The following is a 26,407-nucleotide window of genomic DNA, read 5'->3' as shown; positions in this document are numbered from 1 at the left end:
AACATAATCAGAAGGCCTGCCGTGCCCTGTTGATTACTTCTTCTTTTTCGGGGCGATGACCATGATCAGCTGGCGTCCTTCCATCTTAGGATGCTGTTCGACCGAACCGTACTCGAGCAGGTCTTGTTCAACCCGCTTGAGGAGTTCCATCCCCAGCTCCTGGTGGGCCATCTCACGGCCGCGGAATCGCAAGGATACCTTGGCCCTGTCCCCGTCACTCAGGAAACGTACCAGGTTGCGCAGTTTTACCTGGTAATCCCCTTCCTCCGTCCCTGGACGAAACTTGATTTCTTTTACCTGAATCTGCTTCTGGTTTTTCTTCGCCGCAGCAATCTGCTTCTTCTTTTCGAAGATCGATTTGCCGTAGTCCATCACACGGCAAACCGGTGGGACTGCGTCGGCAGAAATTTCTACCAGATCAAGCTTTGCTTCTTCAGCAATACGAAGCGCTTCATCAATCGAGACGATGCCAATCTGCTCGCCATCAGCGCCAATTAACCGAACCTCGCGTGCCGAGATATTCTCGTTGATCGGGGCTTTCGGTGCAGCTCGTTTATCTTGTCTCATTTCACGCTTAATAATAATTACTCCGAATCTGGGCGACCACGCCGGGAAACCGCTTGCGCGAGAAACTCAGCGAACTGGGCGACGGGCATCGAGCCCAGGTCAGCACCTTCACGAGTACGCACAGCGACAGTCTGCATCTCGACTTCCTTATCCCCAATAACCAAGAGATATGGAACCTTGAGCAAAGTATGCTCGCGGATTTTAAAGCCGATCTTTTCATTTCTCAAGTCGGACTTGGCACGAAACCCGCTTTCGTTGAGAGTTTTTTCGACCTGAACGACGAAATCTGCCTGTTTATCAGTGATATTCATGATCACTGCCTGGGTTGGCGCCAGCCACGCAGGGAACGCACCCTCGTAGTGCTCGATCAGAATTCCGACGAAACGCTCGAACGAACCGAGGATCGCACGGTGCAACATCACCGGATGCTTGCGGCTGTTGTCTTCGGAAACGTATTCGGCTCCCAGACGCACAGGCAGGTTGAAATCGAGCTGCAAGGTACCACACTGCCACACGCGGCCGAGGCAATCTTTCAGCGAGAATTCGATTTTCGGACCGTAGAACGCCCCCTCACCCGGCTGCAGATCGTAAGGCAGACCCGCGCTATCAAGGGCTGCAGCCAGAGCTGCTTCGGCGCGATCCCACAGCTCGTCGGAACCGACGCGTTTTTCCGGACGAGTGGACAGCTTCATCTCGACGTCGGTAAAGCCGAAGTCGCGGTAAACATCCATGGTCAGCTTGATGAACGCAGCGGATTCAGCCTGCATCTGCTCTTCGGTGCAGAAGATGTGGGCGTCGTCCTGAGTGAACGCACGCACACGCATGATGCCGTGCAGCGCACCCGATGGCTCGTTACGGTGGCAGGCGCCGAACTCGGCCAGACGCATCGGCAGCTCGCGGTAGCTCTTCAGGCCCTGGTTGAACACCTGCACATGGCATGGGCAGTTCATTGGCTTGATAGCGTAGTCGCGGCTTTCCGACTCAGTGGTGAACATGTTGTCGGCGTAGTTTGCCCAGTGCCCGGATTTCTCCCACAGGCTGCGGTCAACGACTTGCGGCGTCTTGATCTCGAGATAGCCGTTGTCGCGCTGCACTTTGCGCATGTACTGCTCGAGCACCTGGTACAGCGTCCAGCCGTTCGGGTGCCAGAACACCATGCCCGGCGCTTCTTCCTGGGTATGAAACAGGCCCAGGCGCTTGCCGATCTTGCGGTGATCGCGCTTTTCAGCTTCTTCAATACGCTGGATGTAAGCAGCCAGTTGCTTCTTGTCAGCCCACGCGGTGCCATAAACGCGCTGCAATTGCTCGTTCTTGGCATCACCGCGCCAGTAGGCGCCGGACAGCTTGGTCAGCTTGAAGGATTTCAGGAAGCGAGTGTTCGGCACGTGCGGACCGCGGCACATGTCGACGTATTCTTCGTGATAGTACAGGCCCATGGCCTGCTCGTTCGGCATGTCTTCGACCAGGCGCAGCTTGTAGTCTTCGCCACGAGCCTTGAACACTTCGATCACTTCGGCACGCGGAGTGACTTTCTTGATGACGTCATATTCTGTATCGATCAGCTGGTGCATGCGCTGCTCGATGGCGGCCATGTCGTCCGGAGTGAAAGGACGCTCGAAGGCGATGTCGTAGTAGAAACCTTCGTCGATGACCGGCCCGATGACCATTTTTGCAGTCGGGTACAGCTGCTTGACCGCATGGCCGACCAGGTGGGCGCAAGAGTGGCGAATGATCTCCAGCCCCTCTTCATCCTTTGGCGTGATGATTTGCAGCGTCGCATCGCTGTCGATGATGTCGCAGGCGTCGACCAGCTTGCCATTGACCTTGCCGGCTACGGTGGCCTTGGCCAGACCTGCACCGATGGAGGCGGCGACCTCGGCTACGGAAACCGGGTGATCGAATGAACGTTGACTGCCGTCGGGAAGAGTAATAGTTGGCATGGCGCCTCCTCTCCTAGTGGTGACCCCTACCAAAGGTCACGTGGGTTGGGATGAGCCAGTACAAGATCCGATCCAGGCCATTCAATGACGAACGCCTGCCTTACAGCGGCAGGAGCCTTGCGGCCAACCGGAAAACCGAACCAGAGTGACTGGGATTCAAATCGGAAAATTCGTGCGCTGCCGCTACCGGGACTGAAGGTCATCCGGAGCCTGCGAACGCCCGAGCCAGGCATGCTAGCACAGATGAACGGTCACCGATGCACTCAGGTTTTAGCGAGAGGCAAATCGTCTGTTTTATGCCAGAGTGCTGAACTTGATCGGCCTTTGGGCCCTCAGATAACAAGACATTGACCCACAAGGAGCATCCTCGCATGCGTCTTAACACCCTGCTTGCTGCAGTCGCCCCCCTCGTTTTGCTGCTGCCGCTGAGCGCCCACGCCGACTGGCCAAAGGGCGAGCGTGAGAAATACATGGCTCAGTGCACCCAGGCGGCCACTCCGCAAATAGGTGCCGCTGCCGCAAAATCCCACTGCGCGTGCGGTGCCGATGCCATCAAGTCCTACCCGGCCAGCGACATTCAGGCATTGATGGACAACAAGGCCACGCCTGAACTGCAACAGAAAGCCTTGGGGCAAATTGCCAAATGCAAGGCCAATACCCCGGCGAAAAAATGATGAAACAGGCCTTTTCACTGCCTCCAGCACCGCTGAAAAGCATCTGATTCAGGCCATTTCGTACGATTTATGCAGGTTTTACAGGTTTTTTTATTGTCTTTATTTTTCGCTCGAAGCCTTTTAAACCGGGGCCTCCAGCCGAAACAGGCAGTAAAGAAAACACGACTGATTGGCAAACAGCACGTCCGGGGGGCTACCAAAGCGAACATTTCGACTATGATACCCCGGTGTGCCCAGTTGGCCTGAGCAGCACAGTACTACTGAAAATATATGTTTCTTGGAGATACACCATGTCTAATCGCCAAACCGGCACCGTTAAATGGTTCAACGATGAAAAAGGCTTCGGCTTCATCACTCCTCAAGGTGGCGGTGACGACCTGTTCGTACACTTCAAAGCTATCGAAACTGACGGTTTCAAAAGCCTGAAAGAAGGCCAGACCGTCTCCTTCGTGGCTGAGAAAGGCCAAAAGGGTATGCAAGCTGCACAAGTTCGCCCAGAGTAATTTCCCGGCGCACTAAAAAAACCCCGTCCATGTGACGGGGTTTTTTATGGGTAAGACAAATGCCCGAAACTCAGCCGCAGCTGACGCGAGTGACCACCAGGTTCTGATCGGTATTCAGGTTGAGGCGATCGGAGCGGTACTCCAAAGTAATCATGTCATTCGGCTTGAGGAACCGGGCGTTCTGCGCACCGGCTTTCTTGCGCGCTTGCTCCAACAGCTCTGGCGAAGCTTTCTTGCCGAGAGCGAACTCCGCAGCCGATACTTCACAACGACCATGTCCGGCCTCAGTCGCCACGGGATCCTTTTGCGACTCGCTGGAGGTCGTGGTGCAACCTCCCAACAAAGCAACGGCCATCAGTGCACCCAGTGACGCGAACTTCCAAGGCATGAAGCCTCCTTATTCAATTTTTACCAGAAATCGTGCGACCACCAATACGGCGATTGGTTTCCCGATGAGTGCCATCACCCTGCCCCACCATCGGAAAAACGCCGAGTGTGCCTGAGCAACGCGTGTCGCTTCACCCCGTAAAACGTCACTGAATATTAATGACGTTCAGTAGACATCAATGTAGTCAAAGGGCGGATTCGGCCAGTTGTCCTTGAGCGCATTGAAGATCTGCATAACCCAGACTTCATCACTGGCCGCAACATTCCCCACATATCCCGATCCTTTAGCCCAAGTCTCCAGGCGAAACAGCAAACCGTCGATGTCCTGACCGCCAGTGACACCCGAAGAAATATAAGCAATCCCGCCCTTGGTCACCCGCAGCTGGGTATGTTCGTCATCACTGGCTGACGCCAGCATCTGGCGGACAGCATCAAGGGTCAGGCCGTCGGGGCTATTCAAATCGATCTGCACAGCGCAATCCTTGTTTTTTTGCGGAAACGACCAAGTGTCGCATAGCGCTGTGCTCATGCCTAAGTCGCAGTGCTAACCGCCCGACAAAGTGGTTAACTCAAGACTTCAATCCCGTGACCGAGCCTTGCCATGACCACCGTAAGCATTACCGCCGACATCAAGGCCACCTGGCCGCAAGGGCACAGCTCTTACAGTCCGGGCAGCCCGGAGGAATTGGCATTGATCAGCATTGACTTGCTGGTGAAGACCCTGGGAACGCAAGGCGCACAGTCGTTCATTGCCCAGCTGTTCGAGAAGTATCCCGATGACTTCGGAGGGACATCGGACACCGAGAGAAAGTAAAAGCCCGCAAGCTGGCGCTTGCGGGCGTATGGCTTACTTCAGACGCTTCAGACGCTCGGTCAGCAGATCGAAGAAGCCTTGGGCATCGCCGTTCTCCACCCAGAAAGCGTTCTTCGGCGCCTTCAGGCCGTCATACCAGTCGACAATGGTCTGGCCGAATGTCGGGCCTTCACGGCTATCGACCACCACATTCACCGAACGACCCGTGAAGAGTTCAGGCTTGAGCAGATAAGCCACGACGGTGGCGTCATGCACCGGGCCACCCGGAATGCCGTAGTGCTCCATATCCCCTTTGATGTACTCGTTGAGGATGTCGCCGACAATCTTGCTCGCATTGTTGTTCAGCGCCGCAATCTGCTTCAGGCGTGCGTCACTGGTGAGGATCTTGTGGGTCACGTCCAGCGGCAGATAAGTCAGTTTCACGCCGCTTTTGAGCACAACTTCCGCGGCTTGCGGGTCGGCGTACAAGTTAAATTCGGCCACTGGCGTGATGTTGCCGCCATTGAAGTGAGCGCCCCCCATGATCACGACTTCCTTGATGCCCTGAACGATCTCCGGCTCCTGGATCAGCGCCAGGGCCAGGTTGGTCTGCGGGCCGAGCATCGCGATGGTGATGCTGTGCGGCTTGGCTTTTTTCAGGGTGTCGATCAGATAGTTGACCGCATTGCCTTCGGCCAGGCCTTTCTTCGGCTCATGCACGGTGACACCCGACAGGCCTTCCTTGCCATGGATGTTTTCAGCGTAGATCGGCGTGCGCATCAGCGGTTTTGGCGCCCCGGCGTACACCGGAATATCTTCCCGCCCAGCCCACTCACGGGCCAACCTGGCATTGCGCGAAGTCTTGTCCAGACGCACATTGCCGGCCACGGTGGTCAACGCGCGAATGTTCAGCTCTTCCGGGGAGGCCAGGGCAAACAACAGGGCGACCACGTCGTCGGCACCCGGATCGGTGTCAATGATCAGGTCGATCTTTTCCGCCGCCTGGGCGCCGGTCGCGGTTATCACGGACAAAAGCAGCAGCCCCCGAATCAATTGATGCAATTTTTGAGCATAGCGGTGCATGGCGCATTCCTTGTGCAGATGAAATCAAAAGGGGCGAACCCTGTTTAGAACGTAACCCCAGCCACCAGCACGATGTTGCAGTACGGCTGGCATTCTCCCGTACGAACAATCGCTCGTGCCTGTCGGCTGAGTACTTTGAATTGCTCGTGACTGAGCAGGTCACGCCGCCCCAGCGAGCCTTCGTCATTCAGCTCGTCCAGCGTGGACAGCGCGGTCGGTTGCTTGTCGAAAATCTCCTTGGCCAGCGCGTGGCTTTCCACCTGCATCTCGCTGAGCACGACTTTCAGGGTGCTGACGAAATCCGGCACGCCGTGCGTCAACGCTAGGTCGATCAGCTCGACACCCGGCGGCACCGGCAGGCCGGCATCACCGATCACGACCACGTCGCCGTGGCCGAGGGAGGCAATCAGCCGCGACAGGGCGACATTGAGCAAAGGAGTCTTTTTCATGCGGGTTTGAATGCCTGTACGTCGGAGGTGGTGGGAATGGACGGCTGGGCACCTGCCCGGGTAACCGACAGGGCCGCAGCGACCTGCCCGAAACGAATGGCCTCGTCCTCGGTTTTGCCGGCCGCCAGTGCAGCGGCAAATCCGCCGACAAAAGTGTCCCCGGCGGCGGTGGTGTCGACAGCCTTCACTTTGGGTGCAGGAAAATACTGGTAACCCGTACCGTTGGCGAACAAAGAGCCTTGAGCGCCCAGCGTGATGATGACCTTGCCGGCGCCCAGTGAAATCAGGTGCGCCGCGGCTTTTTCAGCGGTCTCCAGCGAGTCCACCGGCAAACCGCTGAGGGCGGCGGCCTCGCTCTCGTTGGGAATCAGGTAATCGATGGCGGCAAACCAGTCTGCCGGCAGCGGACGACTGGCCGGCGCCGGGTTGAGGATGACTGTCTTGCCCAGCTCACGTCCGCGCTTGAGGGCATGGCCTACGGTGGCATCAGGGATTTCCAACTGGCAGATGATCACGTCGGCAGCCTTTAGCACGGCGTCGAACCGGTCGATGACCGCCGGGGTCATCGAGCCATTGGCACCGGCCACGATGACAATTGCGTTCTGACTGTTGTCATCGACCACGATCAGCGCCACGCCACTGGAATCCTCCACCACGCTGAGCGCCTGGCAATCGATCTGCTCGGCCAGCAACGCGTCGTGCAATTGCACGCCATATTCATCGTTGCCGACACAGCCGACCATCGACACTTGCGCTCCCAGTCGCGCAGCGGCCACCGCCTGATTGGCGCCCTTGCCACCGGACACGGTCGCGAAGGAATGACCGATCAGCGTCTCACCGCCCCGGGGCAAGCGCGGCGCCCGGGTGACCAGGTCCATGTTCAGGCTGCCTATTACCACTACATTTGCGGACATACATCACTACTCTTCAATTCGTTTCAGCGGTATTCGGTGAACACGCCGGACAGCGGTGCAGTCGATTCGCGCAGGACAATACTCGGGGTCACGATCCGCTGATCCGTCGCCAGATCCGGGGTGGCAATTCTTCGCAACAGAACTTCCGCGGCCATCTCGCCCAATTGCAGGATCGACTGGCCCACGGTCGTCAGCGCGGGATACACGTAACGACTCATCTGGATATCGTCGAAACCGATCACCGACAACTCGGCGGGCACGCGCACGTTGCGCTCTGCCGCCGCCCGCAGCACACCAATGCCGATCATGTCGTTACCGGCAAAAATCGCGCTCGGCGGGTTACGTTCAAGCAGGATGGAAGCAGCGTTGTAACCGCCAGTGCTGGTGAAGTCGCTTTCCAGCATGCGCGACGGGGCCACTTCAACACCGGCCTCTTTCAGCGCTCGAGCAAAACCGGCCTGACGCATTTGCGCAACACTGGTGCTGGCCGGACCACCGATCGTGGCGATATCGCGATGACCGAGCTCGAGCAGATGCCGCGTCGCGAGGTACGCGCCATATTCGTGATCAATGCGCACCAGGTCGGCATCCACGCCTTCGAGCCCACGGTCGACGATTACCATCGGCGTCTTTACACCCGCCAACCCTTGCGCCAGACCGCTGTCGCCACCCGCCGAGGCGACGATCAAGCCGTCGATGCGTTTTTCCAACAGGACCCGCAGGTAGCTGCGCTGCTTGTCCGGGTTGTCGTCGGAGTTGCAGAGAATCACGCAGTAACCGTTACGCTCGCAGTAATCCTCGATCCCGCGCGCCAGTTCGGCGAAGTATGGGTTGAGGCTGTTGGGCACCAGCAAACCGATGGTGGCGGTGGTTTTCGCTTTCAGCGACCGGGCCACGGCGCTCGGTACATAGTCGAGACTCTTGATCGCCGCCTCGACCTTGACCCGCACCTCTTCGCTCACCGGCCGGGTCTTGTTTACTACGTGGGACACGGTCGTATAGGAAATTCCTGCGAGTGCCGCCACATCCTTGATCGTTGCCATTTATCAGCCCCGTCGGCTTGCGCGTTGACTGCGATAGGTATCGAGCACCACGGCGATTACGATCACCGCGCCGGTGATGATGCGCTTGGTCGGCTCGGTCGCGCCAATCTGCGCCAGACCGGCCGCCAGGACGGAGATGATCAACACGCCGAAAAAGGTGCTGATTACCGAACCACGTCCGCCCATCAGGCTGGTGCCGCCGATCACCACCGCAGCGATCACTTGCAGCTCAAGGCCGGAACCGGCGTTCGGGTCGGCCGCTTCCAGCCGGGAAATCTGGAACAGCGCCGCAATGCCGGCGAGCAGCCCCATCAGACTGAAGACCAGGATCTTGTAGGGTTTTGGATTGATCCCCGCCAGACGCACCGCTTCTTCGTTGGTGCCAATGCCGATCAGGTAGCGACCGAACACAGTACGGGTCAGAACGGCCTGGGCAATAAAGATGACCAGCAAGGCAATGATGAACGACGGCGAAATGCCGAAGGCGATCGGGTTCGACAGCCAGGCGAAGGAATCACCGATGTAGGCCGTGCGCGAACCGGTCATCTGATAGGCCAGACCACGGGCCATCTCCAGAACACCCAGAGACACGATGAACGACGGAATTCGCCACGCCACGGTAATCGAGCCAGTTACCGTGCCAGCCAACGCCGCGACAGCCATACCCAGCAAGGCCGCCGGCAGTACGCTCCAGCCCCAGCCAAGAATCGCCACGCTGACAGTGGAGGCCGCGAGTGCCAGTACCGAGCCCACCGACAGATCGATACCGCCGATGATCAGGACGAAGGTCATGCCCACTGCCAGCACCATCAGGTCGGGAATCTGGTTGGCCAGGGTGCTGAAGGTGTTGTACGACAGGAAATGGCTGCTCATGACCGAGAACAGCGCAATCATTGCCAGCAAGGCGCCCGCGAGGCCCAGATAAGTGCCAAGGCCGTAGAAATTGCCACTGGATTTGCCGGCGGAAGATGCAGTTTTCATGGGAGATCCCTAGGCGCTGCTTCGTTGAGCAACGCATCACGTTTCTGGTAGCCGGCGAATGCGGCGGCAAGCAAGTCATCCTGGGTCCAGCTGTCGCGTTCGAACGTATCGATCAGACGCCCCGCCGACAACACACCGATGCGGTCGCAGATCAGCATCAACTCGCGCAAATCGCTGGACACCACGACCAAGGCCTTGCCCTGCCGGGTCAGTTCGCCGAGCAAGGCATAGATATCGAATTTGGCACCGACGTCGATACCACGAGTCGGCTCGTCGAACAGCAACACCGAGCAGTCGCGCTCAAGCCAGCGACCGATTACCACCTTTTGCTGATTGCCGCCGGACAGCTCGGATACCAGCTGCGTCGGGCTGGAACTGCGGATACGCATGGCGTCGATCTGCCGTTGCGCGAGCTTCGTTTCGTCGCCGTTGTTGACGAACCCGCCACTGGAAATTTCCGGCATGTTGCCCAGGGCAATGTTGGCGCTGATCGACTGACTCAGCAGCAGTCCTTCGCCCTTGCGATCTTCGGTGATCAAGGCGATGCCGTTGCGCACCGCATCGACTGGCGAGCGAATGCTCACCGTTTTTGCCGGTGAACCGAGTGCCACCGTGCCGCTGTCCGCGACATCAGCACCGAAGATCAGCCGCAAAAGTTCGGTGCGCCCTGCCCCGATCAGCCCCGAAATGCCAAAAATCTCACCGGCGCGAACCTCAAAGGACACGTCGCGAACCTTGTCGGAGCGGGTCAGGCCTTTGACCGTCAGGGCCGGCGCGCCGATATGGCGAGCCCCCAGATCGATATGCTCGCCCAGCTCGCGACCGACCATCAGGGTGACCAGTTGCTCGCTGTTGTAATTGGCCATCGGCTCGACGCAAACGAGGTTACCGTCACGCAACACAGCAATGCGCTGAGCGACCCTGGCCAGTTCTTCGAGGCGATGGGAGATGTAGATGATCGAGACGCCGCGCGCCTGCAACCGGGTGATCTGCTCGAACAGCATCTCGACTTCGCGCGCGGTCAGCATCGCGGTCGGTTCATCAAGGATCAGCACGTGACAATCGCCGATCAGGTTACGGGCGATTTCGACCATTTGCTGGTGACCGATCCCAAGCTCGCCGACCAGTGTGTCCGGGTCGATGGCGTCGAGGCCGACTTGAGCCATGGCTTCGATAGCGGCTTTGCGCAGTTGCTTGCGACTGATCCAGCCACCATTGCTCGGCAGGTTGTCGAGAAAAAGGTTCTCCGCCACCGAAAGCGTCGGCAGCAGATTGAGCTCTTGCATGACCATGCGCACACCCAGTTCTTCAGCCTGCGTGCGACTGCCGGGGCGATAATCCTTGCCCTGGAACTGCATCTGGCCAGTGGTAGGGGTGACCAGGCCACCGATGATCTTCGACAGGGTGCTTTTACCTGCACCGTTCTCACCGGTCAGCGCCAGCACTTCACCGCGCATCAACGTCAGGTCGATGCCGGTCAGAACCGGTTGCGCATAGGTCTTGCCGATACCGCTGACCGAGAGGACAGCGTTCGGAGCGGAAACTGACATAAAAATCTCCATGCGCTCGCCCGGACGGACGAGCGCCATTGTGTCGCCAAAGGACTTACTTGGTGACCAGCTCGACCGGCGTTTCGATCACGCCATTGGCACCACTGTCGACTTTCTCGCCCTTGATGATTTTAAGCGCGGTCTCGATGCCAAACACCGCCTGCTTCGCGGCGTACTGGTCGGCAGTCGCCAGAACGCGGCCGTCCTTCAGCATCGGCTTGATGGCATTGATGTTGTCGTAACCGACAACCTTCACCTGACCCGCCTTGCCGGCAGCGCGCACGGCGGAAACGGCACCCACGGCCATGCTGTCGTTACCGGCCAGCAGCGCTTTGACGTCCGGGTATTCACTGAGAATCGAAGCGGCCACCTTGTTGCCCTTGTCGATTTCCCAATCGCCGGACTGCAGGGAGACAACCTTGATCTGCGCAGCCTCCATAGCATCTTTGAAGCCAGCGGTACGCTGCTGGGCGTTGGTCGTCGTGGAGACGCCTTCAATGATGCCGACTTCGTCACCGGCCTTCAGTTGCTTGGCCAGATATTCGCCCACCAGACGCGCGCCTTTGCGATTGTCCGGGCCTACGAACGGAACGCTGATGTTCTTGCTTTTGATCACAGCCGGATCGAGCTGGTTGTCGATGTTGATCACAGTGATACCGGCATCGACGGCTTTCTTGATCACCGGCACCATCGCCTTGGAATCAGACGGTGCGATGACCAGTGCGTTGACCTTCGCCAGAATCATCTGCTCGACGATGCGCGTCTGCCCCGCCGTGTCGGTTTCGTCCTTGATGCCGTTGGAGATCAGGTCGAAATCGGCGGAATGTTCTTTCTGGTAGGCCTTGGCGCCGTCTTCCATGGTCAGGAAGAATTCGTTGGCCAGGGATTTCATGACCAGGGCGACTTTGGGTTTTTCAGGGGATTCGGCGAAAGCCGAAGAGACAGGCAGTGCGGCGGATGCGGCAGCCAGCATGGCGACAGCAAGAAGACGTCCAGCGAATGGCAGCTTCATGGGTTCACTCCGATCTTATGATTATTGTGAGCAACGCTTGCGCTGGCGTAAGCTCGCTGCACCCACGACAATTCAATCCATCGCGAAGGCCGCGCAAACGTTTGCGTAGACCGAACTATGCGAATCACGCCTTCATTTGTCAACAATCAGAAATCGGTATTGCGTTGCAGAGCGAATCCATCGATCCGCCCCTTGAGCGCTCAAGCCGTGGTGTTGACCACGTTACCAGCAGAAGAACCCTTCGACATTTCCTTGACCAGTGCAGCCGAGACTTCCAGCAGGGCACCGCTGGTTTGAGCGATCTGCCCCTGGATGGACATCACCGCTTGCGACTTGGCTTCGGGGGTTGGATAACTCGCAGCCTGCGCGGCGGCCAGTTGCTGTTGCTGCTCCTGAAGCTGCTTCTGCAATTCCTGCATGCGCTTGAGCAACGTCTTGATAGTGATGCTCAGATTGTCACCGCCTTCAGCCTCGCTCGCGCTTGCTTCCTGGGCAGGACCACCGGTTCTGACCTGATTGGTTTCAACCTTCTCGGTACCCAGTGCCTCGGCTGACGCGTCGGCTTCAGCTTCACTCATTGCATTGATCGTAGCTGCCGTTTTGCCGCCGATCGTGACCGAACCGGGATTTGAAAAACCGATAGTCAATGACATTTGAACTCCTGAAAAATTGGATCCCTATCAAGGCACATCGGCCAGCGCGCCGTTTTCTTTAGCAGAGATCTGGAAAGCAGCCAGTTCAGTCTGTGGACGAGGTTCGTAGTCCTTTTCGGTGAGCCGAACGAGAAAACAGCCTGTGTTCGGAAACCCGGATGAGCGAGACAAGCTCACAACCACACTTCAAATAAATCTTGATTTAAATCATAAGGTTAAACATTTCTCTCACGCACAGTACGACTGGTACAGATCCTGCTCCCTCCCTGCACCCCTGGCATTCAGATCGGCCCGGGGCGCATCTAGATGAACCTGCATCAGCACCGTCTCACTACTAGAGAGAAAAATAATGACATCTGCTTTGAAGAGTTTCGTTCCGGGCGCTTTGGCCCTCCTCCTGCTCCTGCCAACCGCCCTCCAGGCAAAAGAAGCTGAAACCCAGACCAAACTGGCCAACGTGGTGGTACTGGCCACCGGCGGCACCATTGCCGGCGCAGGCGCCAGCGCTGCCAACAGCGCGACCTATCAGGCTGCGAAAGTGGGCATCGAACAATTGATCGCCGGCATTCCCGAACTGAGCACGCTGGCCAATGTACGCGGCGAACAGGTCATGCAAATCGCCTCGGAAAGCATCACCAACGAAAACCTCCTGCAATTGGGTCGTCGCGTTTCCGAACTGGCCGACAGCAAAGACGTCGATGGCATCGTCATCACTCACGGCACCGACACTCTGGAAGAAACCGCGTACTTCCTGAATCTGGTGGAAAAAACCGACAAGCCGATCATCGTCGTCGGCTCCATGCGCCCGGGCACCGCCATGTCGGCGGACGGCATGCTGAACCTGTACAACGCCGTGGCTGTCGCCAGCAGCAAAGAAGCTCGCGGTAAAGGCGTACTGGTGACCCTGAACGATGAAATCCAGTCGGGTCGCGACGTCAGCAAGATGATCAACATCAAGACCGAAGCCTTCAAAAGCGCCTGGGGCCCGCTCGGCATGGTGGTTGAAGGCAAATCCTACTGGTTCCGCCTGCCAGCCAAGCGCCACACCATGGATTCGGAATTCGATATCAAAAACATCAAGAGCCTTCCTGATGTAGAAATCGCCTATTCCTACGGCAATGTCAGCGACACAGCCTACAAGGCCCTCGCCCAGTCCGGCGCCAAGGCGATCATCCATGCCGGTACCGGCAACGGTTCGGTTTCCTCCCGCGTGGTTCCGACCCTGCAGGCGCTGCGCAAGGACGGCGTGCAGATCATTCGCTCGTCTCACGTCAATGCCGGTGGTTTCGTCCTGCGCAACGCCGAACAGCCTGACGACAAGTACGACTGGGTGGTTGCCCACGATCTGAACCCGCAGAAAGCCCGCATCCTGGCCATGGTCGCGCTGACCAAGACCAACGACAGCAAAGAGCTGCAACGGATGTTCTGGGAATACTGATTCATCCTCGCCTGATCCTTTCCTGATCGGGCACTGACTTCACCCTTCGTCAACTTGACGGAGGGTGAAGCTTGCGTCTCCTCAAAAGAAAAATTTCACCTGAGTGACATCAAAATCGGAAAACCGCTGTCAGAGGATTTTCTTGAATTTTAAGCAGTTGCGAAAATGCCTACAGTTAAATACTGTATGCACGTACAGCTTAATAAGGATAACCTCGTGGCCACTTCCCCTGATGCTCCTGACGCTTACGAACGCATGGGCATGCGCGTTCAAAAAATCATCAACTCGCCTACCGCACAAAAAGCCAAAGCCGCACTGATCTTCCGCCTTCCGGACGAGCCGGTGGATGACTGGGAGCGCTTGCTGGAAGAAATCGACGAGAACGACAACGTCACCCTCGCCTACCGCGACGATGGCGGCGTACAGATTTTCTGGGTTGTGCCGAAGGAAGATTGATTCAATGATTCTGCGTTTTGCTGCTGTGCTGTTGCTGTTCATTTCCCTGGGTGCGCAAGCTGGCGCGCCGCGTACGTTCACCGAGGCCAAGAAGGTCGCCTGGAAGCTGTACGCTCCACAATCCACCGAGTTTTATTGCGGGTGCAAATACACTGGCAACAAGGTCGATCTGGCCGCCTGCGGCTACGTCCCACGCAAGAACGCCAAGCGGGCGTCCCGCATTGAATGGGAGCACATCGTTCCGGCCTGGCAGTTCGGCCATCAACGTCAATGCTGGCAGGAAGGCGGTCGCAAGAATTGCGCCCGCTACGACCCGAGCTATCAGAAAGCCGAAGCCGACCTGCACAACCTGGTGCCGAGCATTGGCGAGGTGAATGGCGACCGCAGCAATTTCAGCTATGGCTGGCTGCCGGTCGAAAAGGGTCAGTACGGCTCATGCCTGACTCAAGTCGACTTCAAGGCGAAGAAGGTCATGCCCCGCCCTTCGATTCGCGGCATGATCGCCCGCACCTACTTTTACATGAGCAAACAGTACGGCTTGCGCTTGTCGAAGCAGGATCGCCAACTGTACGAAGCCTGGGACAAGACTTATCCGGTGCAAGACTGGGAACGTCAACGCAACCAGAGCGTGGCGTGCGTGATGGGACGCGGCAACGAGTTTGTCGGTCCGGTGAACCTGAAATCCTGCGGTTGATTACCTGATCAAAAGAAAAGGCCTTGAGCGATAAACTCAAGGCCTTTTTTGTGCTCAATCGCCGGACTTGTTGTAACGCCAGTAGCCCATCAGATTGAGCGACTCGCGAGGGATGCCACGCTCCTTGATCAAGTACTTGCGCAGACTCATTACAGCGGCGGACTCCCCGGCAATCCAGCCATAGAATCCCTCGCTGGCCGTATCGGCGATCTCCCACAGAATCTCTTCTTCGATGTCGACATCCGCCAGTTCGACCGCCTGCCCAACGGGCGATGCATCGACAGGCAACGTTGCCTGCCGCACAGCTTCCACCATCAACGTGCCGGCAGCTGCGTGATTGCGGATCAGCCATTGCACCGAAAGCCCGGGCCAGTCAGGAACCGCCAACATGTCCTCACGACTGTCGACTTCGAAAAACGCCTGGGTCTGCGGCGGTGCAGCCAGAGTCGCCAGTTCTTCCAGAATCCCCATGGCGGCCGGCAACGCTGTGGCGTCGGCGACCAGCAGAAGTTGCTTGAGCGTTTGCGGTGGCTTCCATTCAAATCCCCCTGCTTCTTGTGCCGAGAATCGGCTGTCGGGTGCCAGAATCTGCATTGACTCGCCAGGCAGCGCTCGCAACGCCCAACGGGAGGCTGGACCGGTCTCGCCGTGCAGGACGAAATCGATATCGACTTCGCCCGCTTCCGCGCGCAAATGACGGATGGTGTAGGTACGCATCGCCGGGCGACGATCAACCAGCATCGAGCGGAACCGCGCGTACCACCCCTCGCCCTGAGAAAGCCTGGCGGGTGAACCGTCGGCTGCCGGGAAAAACAGCTTTACTCGCTGATCCGGCGCCCAGGTTGCCATCTCGGTGACGGTGGGGCTTGCGAGCGTGATCCGCATGAGATGCGGGCTCAACTGCTGCTTATGACGCAAAACAACGTCGAACAACTTGTAAGGATTGGCGGAGGCCATGCGGAGCTCCTTCCGGGTATCTTCAGTGATTCCTTGAAAACGAATCACGGGAGGCACCCTTTAGTCAGCTCCGCCAAATGGATCGCTTATTGCGCGGGGGCGCGCTCGATCACCAGCGTTTCGATGTTCTGCTTCTTCGCCTTGACCAGTGCTGCATTCACATCCGCCTGACGCGCCTCGGCATCATCTTTCGAATTGAAAGGACCGAGGAGGATTCGGGTCTTGCCGCTGGCATCCTTGATGACGCTAGCCACAAAGCCGTGCTCGATCAGCCAGCCGCTGAGGTCGCTGACGGCCTGAGGGGTTTCACCGCGCACTTCCAGCTCCCACTGCGGACCCACCACAGCAGGCGCCGTTACTACCGCCGGTTTCGGCTTTTGCGCATCCACACTCTTGCCTTCGCCACATCCTGCCAATGCCAGTGCCGCGACTACCCAGACCAATTTGCGCACAACGCTTCCCTCTGAATTTTCAAAGCGGCGATCTTAACATTCGAGAATACTTTCGGAGCCCCGCAAAATGGGCACAAAAGGACGAGATTGATGCTGGCAGCCCCTGTATAGTTACGCGCTGGGAATTAATGCCGCTGCTGCGCGTCAGAAAGAGGCACCCAAACTGTAAGACTTCGCACTAATCTATACGTACCACCGACCTCTGCACTGTCTGAATCAGGTGCCCTACAAAGCAATCAAGGAGAAGACCATGCTGATACTCACCCGCAAAGTCGGTGAAAGCATAAACATTGGTGATGACATCACGATCACCATTCTCGGCGTCAGCGGCCAGCAAGTTCGAATCGGCATCAATGCTCCGAAGAACGTTGCAGTACACCGGGAAGAGATCTACCAGCGCATCCAGGCGGGCCTGACCGCTCCGGACAAGCCACAAACGCCCTGAGCCCTATCGCAGTCAGTAGCCAGTTCGTTTGCCTGCGCGCCAATGACTGGCTAAAGATTCAAGCGCCGTATTGCCATTCCCCCCACCTCCCTGGTGACGGCGCGTGCTACGCCCCTTCCTGCCTCAAGCCTTCTTGCAACCGATACTAACCGTCATTCCATGGGCTGGCTGTCGGACATTTCCGAATAGCGGCTGGGAAACTCGCCCACCTAGCCGAATGCAACGCCACGCGCCATCCCGGTGGCCGCCACGACAATCAATATCAACAGCAGCGCTTCGGCATGACTGATCCGTGCGAAAACCTTTGCTCGCCCCGTATCAGGGACAACACCACGCGCCCGTCCCACACGCCATTTGATCAGGGTGATCATCGGCATGAGCTCCAGAAGCAGAATCAACACAAACAGCGTCATTTTCAGATGGAACAGCGGTTGATGCAGGTAGTAGTCGGCTCCCTTCTCATACCCTCCGAAGGCGCGCATGCCACCGGTGATGAGCAACACCAGCGCCGAAAGCCCCCAGAGATTGTCGGCAAGCAATACGCGCCCGACCTCACCGGATCCAGACGCCAGGCAGCTGAGGGCCGTCCCACGCGTCAACACCGCCCAGAAGCCCATGGCAAATGCCAGTAAATGAATCGCTGCAAGAAACCAGTGAACCAGCATCGATTAACTCCCGTCCGGCAGAGATGAAATCAGCCAATCAGTAGTAGTCGAAAAAGTGTGGGCTTGCCTGTCACCCTTCCCGTAAAACAGAAGCGGGCGAGACGAGAGAATGGGCAGAGGTGCGGAAAAGGCAAATCGCGGGCAAAAAAAATCCCAAGCAGCTGATGGAAGCTTGGGATTTAAAAATGCATAAACCGTGGTGGTGAACGCGGGACGGATATTACTGATTTTTCCAGTATGTAACAACGCATTTTTGATAACCGAATGGTTAATAAGAAGCGTAACCCCTTAAATATCCACACTATTTAAAAGGACGCTCGCAACGGTCGGCGACGAATGGATCAAAATGCATCGCGATCGATACGCGCCTGGCTCAAGAATTTTACAAAAATGAGCTCGGGATCCCACGGATCAAGGTTCTCTACTATTCCGCTGTGCTGATATCCAAGATTGGTCAGCAGCTGCCGCATCGGCGAGTTGGACGTATTGGTCGACGTGAAGATCTTTTCTGCACAAGCATGCTGCTCCAGACCGTTCACGATTTGCCGCCCCACACCGGAACGCCTGTTCGCACTGGAGACGATCACGAGGGGTATGAACCATTCACCAAAAAAGCTTCGATCCAGACATCCGTAACCGAGGGGTACGCTCGCCTCGCAGACAACCCAGCACTCCTCTGCCCTAACGGCCCTCGCGATGTCCTCACGACGGTCGCCATTTTTTTTCAGCGACAGGATCAAGCTTCAACAGGCTTTCGATATCGCCTGGACTGGCGCGCCTGAATTGGCGACTCATGAATACACTCCTGCAGATGTGCCGAAGTGTAGCGGAGGTGGGCCAAACCGAAATTTGCATAGGCTCTGCAAATCGCAGACAACAAAAAAGGGCCCACCTTTCGGTGAGCCCTTCCAGACCGCCCAGCAGAGCGGATTTTGTTTGGTAGGCGCGATTGGACTCGAACCAACGACCCCCACCATGTCAAGGTGGTGCTCTAACCAACTGAGCTACGTGCCTGCTGTGAGGCGGCATTCTACGGAATTCCGGAGGGGTGTCAACACCTTTTTTTCACCTAACCCTATGAATATGCAAAATATTTAATTTTGACCCGGCGCAAGAAGATTTCTCGGTGGCTGGCGGAGGTTTTTCAACTGGGGTAGGATCGCTGCACTCGTAAAATATATTAAACAGAGGCTGCAGGATGGCGAACACCCCTTACCCAGAGTCTTATTACGCTGCGTCGGCCAACGCCGTACCACCACGCCCTGCCCTGCAGGATGACGTGGAGACGGATGTCTGTGTGATCGGCGCTGGTTATACGGGACTCTCCTCGGCCCTGTTCCTGCTGGAGAACGGTTTTCGCGTGACCGTGCTGGAAGCCGCCAAGGTCGGTTTCGGCGCTTCGGGGCGCAATGGCGGGCAAATCGTCAACAGCTACAGCCGTGACATCGATGTGATCGAACGCAGCGTCGGCCCGAAGCAGGCGCAACTGCTTGGGCAGATGGCGTTCGAAGGCGGCCGGATCATTCGTGAGCGCGTCAGCAAGTACAACATTCAGTGCGACTTGAAGGACGGTGGCGTATTCGCCGCCCTCACCGCCAAGCAAATGGGCCACCTGGAATCGCAGAAGCGCTTGTGGGAACGCTTCGGCCATACCCAACTGGAACTGCTCGATCAACGCCGCATCCGCGAAGTGGTGGCTTGTGACCAATATGTCGGTGGCATGCTCGACATGAGCGGCGGCCACATCCACCCGCTTAACCTGGCGCTGGGCGAAGCCGCCGCTGTGGAATCCCTGGGCGGCACCATCCATGAACAGTCGCCGGCCGTGCGCATCGAACGCGGCGCCAACCCGGTCGTGCATACACCGCAGGGCAAGGTCCGAGCCAAATTCATCATCGTTGCCGGCAACGCCTACCTCGGCAATCTGATGCCGGAACTGGCGGCCAAATCGATGCCGTGCGGCACTCAGGTCATCACCACCGAACCGCTCGGCGATGAACTGGCGAAATCCTTGCTGCCGCAGGACTACTGCGTAGAAGACTGCAATTACCTGCTCGACTACTACCGCCTCACCGGCGACAAACGCCTGATCTTCGGCGGCGGCGTGGTATATGGCGCGCGGGATCCGGCGAACATCGAAGCGATCATCCGCCCGAAAATGCTCAAGGCCTTCCCGCAGCTCAAGGACGTGAAAATCGACTACGCCTGGACCGGCAATTTCCTGCTGACCCTGTCGCGCCTGCCTCAGGTCGGACGTCTGGGCGACAACATCTATTATTCTCAAGGCTGCAGTGGCCACGGCGTGACCTACACACACCTGGCCGGCAAGGTACTGGCCGAGGCTCTGCGCGGACAAGCCGAGCGCTTCGATGCGTTTGCCGACCTGCCGCACTACCCGTTCCCCGGCGGGCAACTGCTGCGCACACCGTTTGCCGCACTGGGCGCGTGGTACTACGGACTGCGCGACAAGCTCGGTTTCTGATGAGCAAAAAAAGGGCCACTGAAAAGTGGCCCTTTTTACATCCAGCATCAATCACAACTGATCGCGTGCAATGCCGCTGCGAATCCGCAGGATATCTGCGAGCACCGCCAAAGCAATTTCCGCCGGCGTCTTGCTGCCAAGGTTGAGGCCGATCGGCGCATGAATTCGCGCCAGCTCGCTCTCCCCCAGCCCGCCAATCCGGCGCAAACGCTCGAAGCGCTTTTGTGAAGTCTGCAACGAACCCATCACGCCGATGTAAAACGCCTCGGTGCGCACAGCTTCCATCATCGCCAGATCGTCGATGCGCGGATCGTGGGTCAACGCCACCACCGCTGTATCACGGTGACAACCGCCATCGGCGATGAACACCGACGGCAATTGCCGGCGGATCTCCACGCCATTGAGCACCACGCCTTCCAGCACTTCATCACGCGGGTCGCAGAGAATCACTTCGAAGCCGAGACCGACCGCGAACTCCGCACAGGCCTGCGCCACGCTGGAATAGCCGGCCAGCAGCAAACGCTGGGCGGCCCCGATGCGGATCCGTACCCGGTCGATTTCACGCTCGATCCGCGCGCCCTGCTCGCGATCGGCAAACAGGCTGCGCGCTCCGGTGGTCAGATCGACCTCGCGAATCAACCGGCGCTGCCCCAGCAACGCCGATTCGAGTTCACGCAGGTGCGCCTGCACATCGCAGCCGGCGTCAAATTTCTCTACCAGCACATCGAGAATACCGCCGCACGGCAGGCTGACCCGAGAACGCGGATCGTCACCTTCGCCATAACGCACGACATTGATCGAATCGAGAAACGCACCTTCGGCGACGCGCTCGAGAAAGTCTTCCTCGACGCAACCACCGGACAACGACCCGATCCACTGCCCGCCGTCGTTCACCGCCAGCAGTGAACCCGGCGCGCGGGGCGCCGAACCGTAGGTCGTCAGCACGGTACACAGCCAGATGCGCTGCCCCGCCGTCGACCACTCCAGCGCCCGGCGCACAACTTGCAGATCGAGATGCTGCATGATCAGTGCGCCTTGTGCTCGATGGACGGAGCATCAGCCTGAAGCTTCTGCACATCGCCGACCGCCAGCTCGGCCGACTGCCCACCCCACCCCTGACGCAGGTAGTTCAGCAGATCGGTCAGTTGTTCGGCACTGAGCTTGTCGGCAAAACCCGGCATCGGCTGCATGTGTTCGAACCCGGCGAATTTCTGTTCGCCGATACCGTCCTCGATCACTCGCAACAGGTTGCGCGGATCTTCCAGGCGCAGCGTGGTGTTGCCGCGCATGGCTACCGCAATGTGCGGTTTGCCTTCGCCACCGGCCGCATGACAGCCAGCGCAGACATTCAAGTATTCCTGACGGCCGCGTTGAGCGCTGGCACTGAGTTTTTCCACCGGCACTTCGGTCAGCTCTTTCGCCGCCGGAGGCTTGTCGCCCAGCAGGAAAGTCGCCATCGCCGCCAGATCCGGATCATTCAGACCCTGAGTGCTGTTGTGGAACACCGGAAACATCTCGTTGAACATCGTGCCCTGGGCGCTCATGCCGTGCTTGAGGAACGTACTCAGGTCCTGATGGTTCCAGCCGCGCGCCGCCAGATCAGTGGCGAGCAGGCTCGGTGCCAGGTAGCCGTTGAGGATGCCGCCGGTCAGGCGCTTGTCCAACTGCATCGCGCCCGGCAGGCCGCGCGGCGTGTGGCATTCGCCGCAATGGCCAAGCACTTCGACCATGTACTGGCCGCGTTTCCACGCCTCGCTTTTGCCTTCGGCAGATTCGAGCTTCAAGGCTTTGCCATACATCATGTTCCAGCCAATCAAGCCCGGACGCACGTTGAACGGGAAGCTCAGGCTCGTCACCGGAGCTGCACGCTCGATCGGTTCGACGGTTTTCAGATACGCATGAATCGCATCCGAATCCGCACGCGGCATCAAGTGGTAGGAGGTGTACGGCATCGCCGGATAGAGGTTCGCGCCGTCACGACGCTTGCCCTCAGTGAGCGCAGCGAAGAATTCGTCATCATTGTACAAACCGATGCCGTGCTCTTTGCTTGGAGTGATGTTGGTGCCGTAGATCGTGCCGAACGGCGACACGATCGGCAGGCCTCCGGCAAACGGCGCACCGCCTGGCGCCGTGTGGCACGCCATGCAGTCGGCCGCGCGGGCAAGGTATTCGCCGCGCTTGACCTGATCATCCGCATGCGCCGCCAACACAGGAGCAGCCAGCCCGACCGCCAGGGTCAGGCGGGTCAGTAATTGCTTCATGCTTAACCCTCCTTGACCAGGCCGAGATCGGTCAGCACGTTGCGGGTAGCGTTGTAGTAACGCACGTACCCGGTGCAACGGCAGACGTGATGACCGAGGCTGTCCTCGATGACTTGCTCCAGTTTGCTTTCGACGATCGGCTGGCGTTGCAGCTTTTCCACCAGCACGGTCGCGGCGTTGACGAAGCCCGGCGCGCAGTAGCTGCACTGGAAGGCGAATTCGTCGACGAAACGCTGCTGGATCGGGTTCAGCTCGGTGACCTGACCTTGCTCGTCACGCTTGGCGTGGCCTTCGATGGTGCGGACTTTCTTACCCTCGAAGTAATGCGCGCCGGTGATGCAGGTACGCACTTCTTCGCTGCTGCCGTCCGGGTTGTCGACGATCACCACGCAGGCGTGGCAGATGCCCTGGCCGCAACCCAGGCGCGAACCGGTGAGGTTCTTGTATTCGTGCAGGTAATCGATCATCGGCAGGTCATCAGGGATGTCCACCGGGCCGACGGATTGACCGTTGAGGGTCAGTTGAAGCGGACGGTTAGCCATTGAGGGCCTCCTTGATGCGCGCAGCAGTGATTGGCAGATCGCGAACACGTTTACCGATGGCGTGGGCCACGGCGTTACCGATGGCGCCGACCACCGGGATCATCACCACTTCGGCGATGCCTTTGGACGGGTCGCTTGGGGACAGCGGCGGCAGGATTTCCGACGTCTGCTTCCACACCGCCACATGCCGTGCCATCGGCAGGCGATAGCGGTTGAAGTTCCAGTCACCCTCCCCCGGCCCGCCTTCGTATAGCGGCATCTCTTCCATCAAGGCGTGACCGATGCCCATGGCGATCCCGCCTTCGAGCTGGCCACGAACCAGTTCTTCGACCAGCACCCGACCGCATTCCAGCCACGAGTGATGGTTGAGCACTTCGACTTCTGCCGAACCTTTGTTGACCTTCAACTCGACCAGCGTCGCGACCGGACTGTAATAGGTCACGGCGGCGTTGTTCAGTTGAACCACCGGATAGGCAACATTCTGCCGATCCAACAGGTGGAAACCGGCACTGGTCATCTGTGCCTTTTTCGCTTTCGGGGCGCCGTCGCCGTACTTCACCGCCAGACCGTCGAGCGGCAGACGCTCGCGCACGCCGTCGATGCTGTATTCGGCTTCGGCCCAGCTCCAGCGGTTGAAACCGTGAACCGTGGCACCAGTGACCAGACCGCGCTCGTGAGCACGTTTGGCCAGCTCTTCGAAGGTCAGCGGCTGCATACCGTTGGCGGTCAGTTTGCCGTCGACCCAGTGCGCATCTTCGCGACGCACCACGTAAGGGTTGGCCTGGCCGCCGTATGGACCCTGACGCCAGATCTCCAGCGCTGCCGGCCACAGACCGTGGTTGAATAGCACGCGCGCCGCTTCGCGGGTGGCGTGACTGAAGTAATAGGCGGAGTTGGTCGCCGACGAGGCCGACGCCAGTTTGCCGACCCAGCGCGGATTGCGCAGGAAGTTGTCCTGCTCGGCCTGGCTCATGATGTAAGGGTTGCCGGCGGTCACCAGCTGCATCTCATCCCACTCGGTTTCGCCGGTCTTCACGTCGTGAGCCGCGCTGCCGAGGAAGTCAGCCACCACCAACGCTTGCGAGGTGGACATGCCGGTGCCGATCTCGATTCCGATATGACGCAGGGAAATGTGCCCGTCAGCGGTGAATTCGATGCTGGCCATCGGTGCTTCGGAACCGGTGCCGAAGTCTTTCTGGCAAATGGCAAAGCCTACGCCATACCAGTTATCCGGGTCTGCCGCTTCGCGCTGCTTCTTGATCGCGTCGCGGTTTTTCCACACTTCGTGCAGCGAAGCCTTGTCGAGAATCTCGTGCAGGCGCAACGCACCGGCCGGGATCGCACCCTGGGTGTTTTTCATCCCCGAACGCAGCGCATTCTTGCGGCGCAGATCAATGGCGTCGACACCAAGGCGATCAGCGATTTCGTCGACCATCATCTCGGTGGAAGCCATGCTCTGCAGCGTGCCGTAACCGCGCATCGAACCTGCTTCAACGGCACGGGAATGGTAAGCGGTGACCTGCAGGTCGTTCTGCGGCATGTAGTAGATCGATTGCGCGGCAGTGGCGCCAACGGCGGCCACCGACGGGCTGTAGTTGATCCGGCCGCCACCATCGACGCTCATCTCGGCACGGAAAATCTTGAAGCTGTGATCGGTCTTGTCCACCGCCAACTGGTAACGGATGTCGAACGGGTGGCGCTTGATGCCGCTCTGGAACTGCTCGTAACGGTCGTTGGCCAGGCGAATCGGCACACCTGCGCCGTACAACGCCGCCAAAGCCGCGTAGTAAACGAAAATGTTGTGGTCCTTGGAACCGTAACCGACGGTGTAGCCCGGGTGCATGTTCAGGTTCGCCAGGCCGAAACGCGACGGTCCGATCATCTTCGCGGTCTCGGTGGCGGTTTCCAGCGGACATTGGGTGGCGACGACGAAATGCAGGGTCTTGGTCGCTGGGTCGTACCAGCCGTTGCCGTTGTCCGGCTCCATCGCGGCCGGCTCGATCGACGGGGTCTTGTAGCGTTCGTCGAACACCAGCCAGTTGTCCGGCGGGGTGTCGATCTCTTTCTTCATGCGGTCGGCGTAGAACAGGCCGCGCTCGGTCAGGTTGCCGTGCAGGTTCGGCTGGGAATTCCACACCGGGCGACGGTTCTTCAGCATCGGGAACAGGATCGAGTCCTTGAGGCTGGCGAACTCATCCTCGTCCGCCGACGTCGGGCCACCGACGCGCACGTAGCGGAAACTGCCATAGGGATCGCCTTCGTAGAACGGCACATGGGCACCGTAACGAATCGCTTTGTCATTGAATTTGAGTTTGTTCTTGGCCTGGCGGAAACGCTCGAAATCGTTCCAGATCAGGATCGCGACCGGGTGACCGATGAACATCGGCACCTTGCCTTCCGGCAGCAGAGGATCCGGTGCGTGCTCTTCAGGGAACACGATGCCGTCCTTGTCCAGGTCGGCAGCGGTGACGATGCGGTCAGGCTGCAGATCGGCGCCAAGCCACGACAGGTCATAGCCGTCGTAGATGCGGTCAGCCTTGATGGTTTTCAGCAACATGGCGTGGCCTTGCTGCTGGGGCCAGCCCGGCATGTCCTTGGAACGGATGTCGCGAGCAAACACCTTGCTGCCGCAGACCTTGGACAATGCATCGTTACGCTGGCGCGCCTTGCCGTTGTTGCCGAGCCACTGCTCGGACGGCACGGTCACGCTGTTTTCCATCAAGGCACCGAGCGCCTGACTGCTGAGCGGCGTGAGCGTAACGCTCACACCCGCCACCAGCCCGCCCTGAAGGAACGAGCGCCGGGATATTTCACGGTTGGACATGGATCATCCTCTGGGCGGTTATGGATCCGCCCTTCTGGTTATCTACTGGGAATCTCGAGTCTTGCAGAAGCCCTTTTTGACGAAGCAAAGGGCGTGATGACAGTGCAAAGCTGACCGAAAGGTTAACTTTATAGGTTTCTGAGCTCGCAGCAAACAACCAGTTACAAAAATTTGACTAAAGAATCAAAAAATCAATGCGGCATTGCATCGCAGCGACTCGGAGACGCAGGTAGATTGCCCGGCAGCATCGAACGAGCCACGGCTAGGGTTCGTCGCCGGCTACAAGGGAGGAATTTGGGAGAGGTCAAATTTCAGACACAAAAAACCCCGGTCTTTCGACCAGGGTCTTTGCTATCGATTCCGAATCAACCAGAGGTTGCTTTCGGTGTTTCAAGGCGTTCAGTGGTCCTTGAAACAGATATGGCGCAGCGGACGGGACTCGAACCCGCGACCCCCGGCGTGACAGGCCGGTATTCTAACCGACTGAACTACCGCTGCGTATCGCTTTGAGCTGACGCTCAAGTAACTCGTTTGACTGAAAGCTTCGGTGCTTTTCAATCGCGAACCAGACAGTGTCTGACTCGTTAAATATGGCGCAGCGGACGGGACTCGAACCCGCGACCCCCGGCGTGACAGGCCGGT

General features: G+C 58.4%; 28 protein-coding genes and 2 tRNA genes. 8 read left to right on the top strand and 22 right to left on the bottom strand.

Going from position 1 to position 26,407, the window contains the following annotated elements; genetic code table 11:
• Nucleotides 1-33: 33 nt before the first annotated feature.
• Nucleotides 34-585, bottom strand: a complete 552-nt coding sequence (gene infC / locus ACODTD_RS23620) for a translation initiation factor IF-3 (protein WP_169432615.1) — start codon at nt 583-585, stop codon at nt 34-36.
• Nucleotides 585-2,507: a threonine--tRNA ligase gene (gene thrS / locus ACODTD_RS23615; protein WP_011333386.1), complete on the bottom strand. Its 1,923-nt coding sequence runs from the start codon at nt 2,505-2,507 to the stop codon at nt 585-587. Before thrS ends, infC begins: the two co-directional genes overlap by 1 nt.
• Nucleotides 2,508-2,878: 371 nt before the next feature.
• On the opposite strand from thrS, the gene ACODTD_RS23610 reads away from it, so the two are divergent.
• Nucleotides 2,879-3,181: a hypothetical protein gene (locus tag ACODTD_RS23610; RefSeq protein WP_011333385.1), complete on the top strand. Its 303-nt coding sequence runs from the start codon at nt 2,879-2,881 to the stop codon at nt 3,179-3,181.
• A 290-nt stretch (nt 3,182-3,471) separates the two neighbouring features.
• Complete coding sequence (locus ACODTD_RS23605; RefSeq protein ID WP_007956027.1) at nt 3,472-3,684, top strand: cold-shock protein; 213 nt, start codon at nt 3,472-3,474, stop codon at nt 3,682-3,684.
• Nucleotides 3,685-3,754: 70 nt separating this feature from the next.
• On the opposite strand, the gene ACODTD_RS23600 is transcribed toward ACODTD_RS23605, so the two are convergent.
• Nucleotides 3,755-4,072 carry an I78 family peptidase inhibitor gene (locus ACODTD_RS23600; RefSeq protein ID WP_011333384.1) on the bottom strand — a complete coding sequence of 106 codons (318 nt, stop codon included), beginning with the start codon at nt 4,070-4,072 and terminating at the stop codon, nt 3,755-3,757.
• Nucleotides 4,073-4,237: 165 nt separating this feature from the next.
• Nucleotides 4,238-4,543, bottom strand: a complete 306-nt coding sequence (locus ACODTD_RS23595; protein WP_041475194.1) for a hypothetical protein — start codon at nt 4,541-4,543, stop codon at nt 4,238-4,240.
• Nucleotides 4,544-4,672: 129 nt separating this feature from the next.
• Here ACODTD_RS23595 and ACODTD_RS23590 point away from each other — a divergent pair, with 129 nt between their 5' ends.
• A complete protein-coding gene (locus ACODTD_RS23590) occupies nt 4,673-4,885 on the top strand; it encodes a hypothetical protein (protein WP_201817675.1) in 213 nt (70 codons plus the stop codon).
• A gap of 33 nt (nt 4,886-4,918) precedes the next feature.
• Here ACODTD_RS23590 and ACODTD_RS23585 read toward each other — a convergent pair whose 3' ends face one another.
• The 8 genes from ACODTD_RS23585 to ACODTD_RS23550 all read right to left on the bottom strand — a co-directional run bounded on the left by ACODTD_RS23585 (nt 4,919) and on the right by ACODTD_RS23550 (nt 12,549).
• The gene (locus tag ACODTD_RS23585) at nt 4,919-5,947 is read right to left on the bottom strand and encodes a nucleoside hydrolase (RefSeq protein ID WP_011333381.1); all 1,029 of its coding nucleotides are present in this window, start codon (nt 5,945-5,947) and stop codon (nt 4,919-4,921) included.
• A gap of 44 nt (nt 5,948-5,991) precedes the next feature.
• The gene (gene rbsD / locus ACODTD_RS23580) at nt 5,992-6,396 is read right to left on the bottom strand and encodes a D-ribose pyranase (protein ID WP_011333380.1); all 405 of its coding nucleotides are present in this window, start codon (nt 6,394-6,396) and stop codon (nt 5,992-5,994) included.
• Nucleotides 6,393-7,310 (bottom strand): ribokinase, encoded by a 918-nt coding sequence (gene rbsK, locus ACODTD_RS23575; protein WP_489105277.1) that lies wholly within the window; start codon nt 7,308-7,310, stop codon nt 6,393-6,395. Before rbsK ends, rbsD begins: the two co-directional genes overlap by 4 nt.
• Before the next feature lie 23 nt (nt 7,311-7,333).
• On the bottom strand, nt 7,334-8,353 hold the full coding sequence (locus ACODTD_RS23570; RefSeq protein ID WP_201817691.1) for a LacI family DNA-binding transcriptional regulator: 1,020 nt from the start codon (nt 8,351-8,353) through the stop codon (nt 7,334-7,336).
• Between the two features lie 3 nt (nt 8,354-8,356).
• Entirely contained in the window at nt 8,357-9,334 is a 978-nt protein-coding gene (locus ACODTD_RS23565; RefSeq protein WP_007956013.1) for an ABC transporter permease, read from the bottom strand.
• Nucleotides 9,331-10,884, bottom strand: coding sequence for a sugar ABC transporter ATP-binding protein (locus ACODTD_RS23560; RefSeq protein WP_207985606.1), 1,554 nt, complete (start codon nt 10,882-10,884; stop codon nt 9,331-9,333). The genes ACODTD_RS23565 and ACODTD_RS23560 overlap by 4 nt, the downstream gene beginning before the upstream one ends.
• 55 nt (nt 10,885-10,939) lie before the next feature.
• Nucleotides 10,940-11,896, bottom strand: coding sequence for a sugar ABC transporter substrate-binding protein (locus tag ACODTD_RS23555; RefSeq protein WP_433899431.1), 957 nt, complete (start codon nt 11,894-11,896; stop codon nt 10,940-10,942).
• 200 nt (nt 11,897-12,096) lie between these two features.
• Nucleotides 12,097-12,549 (bottom strand): hypothetical protein, encoded by a 453-nt coding sequence (locus ACODTD_RS23550; RefSeq protein ID WP_134020740.1) that lies wholly within the window; start codon nt 12,547-12,549, stop codon nt 12,097-12,099.
• Nucleotides 12,550-12,898: 349 nt separating this feature from the next.
• On the opposite strand from ACODTD_RS23550, the gene ACODTD_RS23545 reads away from it, so the two are divergent.
• From ACODTD_RS23545 to ACODTD_RS23535, 3 genes are all read left to right on the top strand, one after another.
• A complete protein-coding gene (locus ACODTD_RS23545) occupies nt 12,899-13,987 on the top strand; it encodes an asparaginase (RefSeq protein ID WP_011333374.1) in 1,089 nt (362 codons plus the stop codon).
• Nucleotides 13,988-14,173: 186 nt separating this feature from the next.
• Entirely contained in the window at nt 14,174-14,443 is a 270-nt protein-coding gene (locus ACODTD_RS23540; protein WP_371857356.1) for a DUF1654 domain-containing protein, read from the top strand.
• A gap of 4 nt (nt 14,444-14,447) precedes the next feature.
• Nucleotides 14,448-15,137 carry an endonuclease gene (locus tag ACODTD_RS23535; RefSeq protein WP_011333373.1) on the top strand — a complete coding sequence of 230 codons (690 nt, stop codon included), beginning with the start codon at nt 14,448-14,450 and terminating at the stop codon, nt 15,135-15,137.
• A 54-nt stretch (nt 15,138-15,191) separates the two neighbouring features.
• Here the strand turns inward: ACODTD_RS23535 and ACODTD_RS23530 are convergent, their stop codons facing one another.
• Together ACODTD_RS23530 and ACODTD_RS23525 are read right to left on the bottom strand one after the other, a co-directional pair.
• Nucleotides 15,192-16,094 carry a siderophore-interacting protein gene (locus ACODTD_RS23530; RefSeq protein WP_011333372.1) on the bottom strand — a complete coding sequence of 301 codons (903 nt, stop codon included), beginning with the start codon at nt 16,092-16,094 and terminating at the stop codon, nt 15,192-15,194.
• 86 nt (nt 16,095-16,180) lie between these two features.
• A complete protein-coding gene (locus ACODTD_RS23525; RefSeq protein WP_011333371.1) occupies nt 16,181-16,546 on the bottom strand; it encodes an SPOR domain-containing protein in 366 nt (121 codons plus the stop codon).
• Nucleotides 16,547-16,796: 250 nt separating this feature from the next.
• Here ACODTD_RS23525 and csrA point away from each other — a divergent pair, with 250 nt between their 5' ends.
• Nucleotides 16,797-16,991 (top strand): carbon storage regulator CsrA, encoded by a 195-nt coding sequence (gene csrA / locus ACODTD_RS23520; RefSeq protein WP_003179932.1) that lies wholly within the window; start codon nt 16,797-16,799, stop codon nt 16,989-16,991.
• Between the two features lie 209 nt (nt 16,992-17,200).
• Here the strand turns inward: csrA and ACODTD_RS23515 are convergent, their stop codons facing one another.
• The 3 genes from ACODTD_RS23515 to ACODTD_RS23505 all read right to left on the bottom strand — a co-directional run bounded on the left by ACODTD_RS23515 (nt 17,201) and on the right by ACODTD_RS23505 (nt 18,670).
• Nucleotides 17,201-17,656, bottom strand: a complete 456-nt coding sequence (locus tag ACODTD_RS23515; protein WP_489105276.1) for a DUF2214 family protein — start codon at nt 17,654-17,656, stop codon at nt 17,201-17,203.
• 341 nt (nt 17,657-17,997) lie between these two features.
• Nucleotides 17,998-18,396: a GNAT family N-acetyltransferase gene (locus tag ACODTD_RS23510; RefSeq protein WP_489105275.1), complete on the bottom strand. Its 399-nt coding sequence runs from the start codon at nt 18,394-18,396 to the stop codon at nt 17,998-18,000.
• A gap of 197 nt (nt 18,397-18,593) precedes the next feature.
• Nucleotides 18,594-18,670 (bottom strand) — tRNA-Val (locus tag ACODTD_RS23505).
• 184 nt (nt 18,671-18,854) lie between these two features.
• Here ACODTD_RS23505 and ACODTD_RS23500 point away from each other — a divergent pair.
• Complete coding sequence (locus ACODTD_RS23500) at nt 18,855-20,138, top strand: NAD(P)/FAD-dependent oxidoreductase (RefSeq protein WP_011333368.1); 1,284 nt, start codon at nt 18,855-18,857, stop codon at nt 20,136-20,138.
• A gap of 51 nt (nt 20,139-20,189) precedes the next feature.
• Here the strand turns inward: ACODTD_RS23500 and ACODTD_RS23495 are convergent, their stop codons facing one another.
• From ACODTD_RS23495 to ACODTD_RS23475, 5 genes are all read right to left on the bottom strand, one after another.
• The gene (locus ACODTD_RS23495; RefSeq protein ID WP_285358497.1) at nt 20,190-21,161 is read right to left on the bottom strand and encodes an XdhC family protein; all 972 of its coding nucleotides are present in this window, start codon (nt 21,159-21,161) and stop codon (nt 20,190-20,192) included.
• Between the two features lie 2 nt (nt 21,162-21,163).
• Nucleotides 21,164-22,399, bottom strand: a complete 1,236-nt coding sequence (locus ACODTD_RS23490; protein WP_285358496.1) for a c-type cytochrome — start codon at nt 22,397-22,399, stop codon at nt 21,164-21,166.
• Nucleotides 22,400-22,401: 2 nt separating this feature from the next.
• Nucleotides 22,402-22,941, bottom strand: coding sequence for a (2Fe-2S)-binding protein (locus ACODTD_RS23485; RefSeq protein ID WP_011333365.1), 540 nt, complete (start codon nt 22,939-22,941; stop codon nt 22,402-22,404).
• Nucleotides 22,934-25,765, bottom strand: coding sequence for a xanthine dehydrogenase family protein molybdopterin-binding subunit (locus ACODTD_RS23480; protein WP_285358474.1), 2,832 nt, complete (start codon nt 25,763-25,765; stop codon nt 22,934-22,936). Before ACODTD_RS23480 ends, ACODTD_RS23485 begins: the two co-directional genes overlap by 8 nt.
• Nucleotides 25,766-26,186: 421 nt before the next feature.
• Nucleotides 26,187-26,263 (bottom strand) — tRNA-Asp (locus ACODTD_RS23475).
• Nucleotides 26,264-26,407 lie beyond the last annotated feature (144 nt).

Source organism: Pseudomonas sp. FG35, assembly GCF_057809295.1.
Note: the sequence above shows the minus strand (reverse complement) of the source record. Positions and strands in the feature narration are given on the sequence as shown.

Coding starts and splice junctions, on each gene's coding strand:
- ACODTD_RS23500 (WP_011333368.1), top strand. CDS start 18,855: ATGGCGAACACCCCTTACCCAGAGTCTTATTACGCTGCGTCGGCCAAC.
- csrA (WP_003179932.1), top strand. CDS start 16,797: ATGCTGATACTCACCCGCAAAGTCGGTGAAAGCATAAACATTGGTGAT.
- ACODTD_RS23535 (WP_011333373.1), top strand. CDS start 14,448: ATGATTCTGCGTTTTGCTGCTGTGCTGTTGCTGTTCATTTCCCTGGGT.
- ACODTD_RS23490 (WP_285358496.1), bottom strand. CDS start 22,399: ATGAAGCAATTACTGACCCGCCTGACCCTGGCGGTCGGGCTGGCTGCT.
- ACODTD_RS23480 (WP_285358474.1), bottom strand. CDS start 25,765: ATGTCCAACCGTGAAATATCCCGGCGCTCGTTCCTTCAGGGCGGGCTG.
- ACODTD_RS23605 (WP_007956027.1), top strand. CDS start 3,472: ATGTCTAATCGCCAAACCGGCACCGTTAAATGGTTCAACGATGAAAAA.
- ACODTD_RS23515 (WP_489105276.1), bottom strand. CDS start 17,656: ATGCTGGTTCACTGGTTTCTTGCAGCGATTCATTTACTGGCATTTGCC.
- ACODTD_RS23570 (WP_201817691.1), bottom strand. CDS start 8,353: ATGGCAACGATCAAGGATGTGGCGGCACTCGCAGGAATTTCCTATACG.
- ACODTD_RS23545 (WP_011333374.1), top strand. CDS start 12,899: ATGACATCTGCTTTGAAGAGTTTCGTTCCGGGCGCTTTGGCCCTCCTC.
- ACODTD_RS23540 (WP_371857356.1), top strand. CDS start 14,174: ATGCACGTACAGCTTAATAAGGATAACCTCGTGGCCACTTCCCCTGAT.
- ACODTD_RS23585 (WP_011333381.1), bottom strand. CDS start 5,947: ATGCACCGCTATGCTCAAAAATTGCATCAATTGATTCGGGGGCTGCTG.
- ACODTD_RS23560 (WP_207985606.1), bottom strand. CDS start 10,884: ATGTCAGTTTCCGCTCCGAACGCTGTCCTCTCGGTCAGCGGTATCGGC.
- ACODTD_RS23530 (WP_011333372.1), bottom strand. CDS start 16,094: ATGGCCTCCGCCAATCCTTACAAGTTGTTCGACGTTGTTTTGCGTCAT.
- ACODTD_RS23555 (WP_433899431.1), bottom strand. CDS start 11,896: ATGAAGCTGCCATTCGCTGGACGTCTTCTTGCTGTCGCCATGCTGGCT.
- ACODTD_RS23485 (WP_011333365.1), bottom strand. CDS start 22,941: ATGGCTAACCGTCCGCTTCAACTGACCCTCAACGGTCAATCCGTCGGC.
- ACODTD_RS23600 (WP_011333384.1), bottom strand. CDS start 4,072: ATGCCTTGGAAGTTCGCGTCACTGGGTGCACTGATGGCCGTTGCTTTG.
- ACODTD_RS23610 (WP_011333385.1), top strand. CDS start 2,879: ATGCGTCTTAACACCCTGCTTGCTGCAGTCGCCCCCCTCGTTTTGCTG.
- thrS (WP_011333386.1), bottom strand. CDS start 2,507: ATGCCAACTATTACTCTTCCCGACGGCAGTCAACGTTCATTCGATCAC.
- ACODTD_RS23550 (WP_134020740.1), bottom strand. CDS start 12,549: ATGTCATTGACTATCGGTTTTTCAAATCCCGGTTCGGTCACGATCGGC.
- rbsK (WP_489105277.1), bottom strand. CDS start 7,310: ATGTCCGCAAATGTAGTGGTAATAGGCAGCCTGAACATGGACCTGGTC.
- ACODTD_RS23495 (WP_285358497.1), bottom strand. CDS start 21,161: ATGCAGCATCTCGATCTGCAAGTTGTGCGCCGGGCGCTGGAGTGGTCG.
- ACODTD_RS23590 (WP_201817675.1), top strand. CDS start 4,673: ATGACCACCGTAAGCATTACCGCCGACATCAAGGCCACCTGGCCGCAA.
- rbsD (WP_011333380.1), bottom strand. CDS start 6,396: ATGAAAAAGACTCCTTTGCTCAATGTCGCCCTGTCGCGGCTGATTGCC.
- ACODTD_RS23565 (WP_007956013.1), bottom strand. CDS start 9,334: ATGAAAACTGCATCTTCCGCCGGCAAATCCAGTGGCAATTTCTACGGC.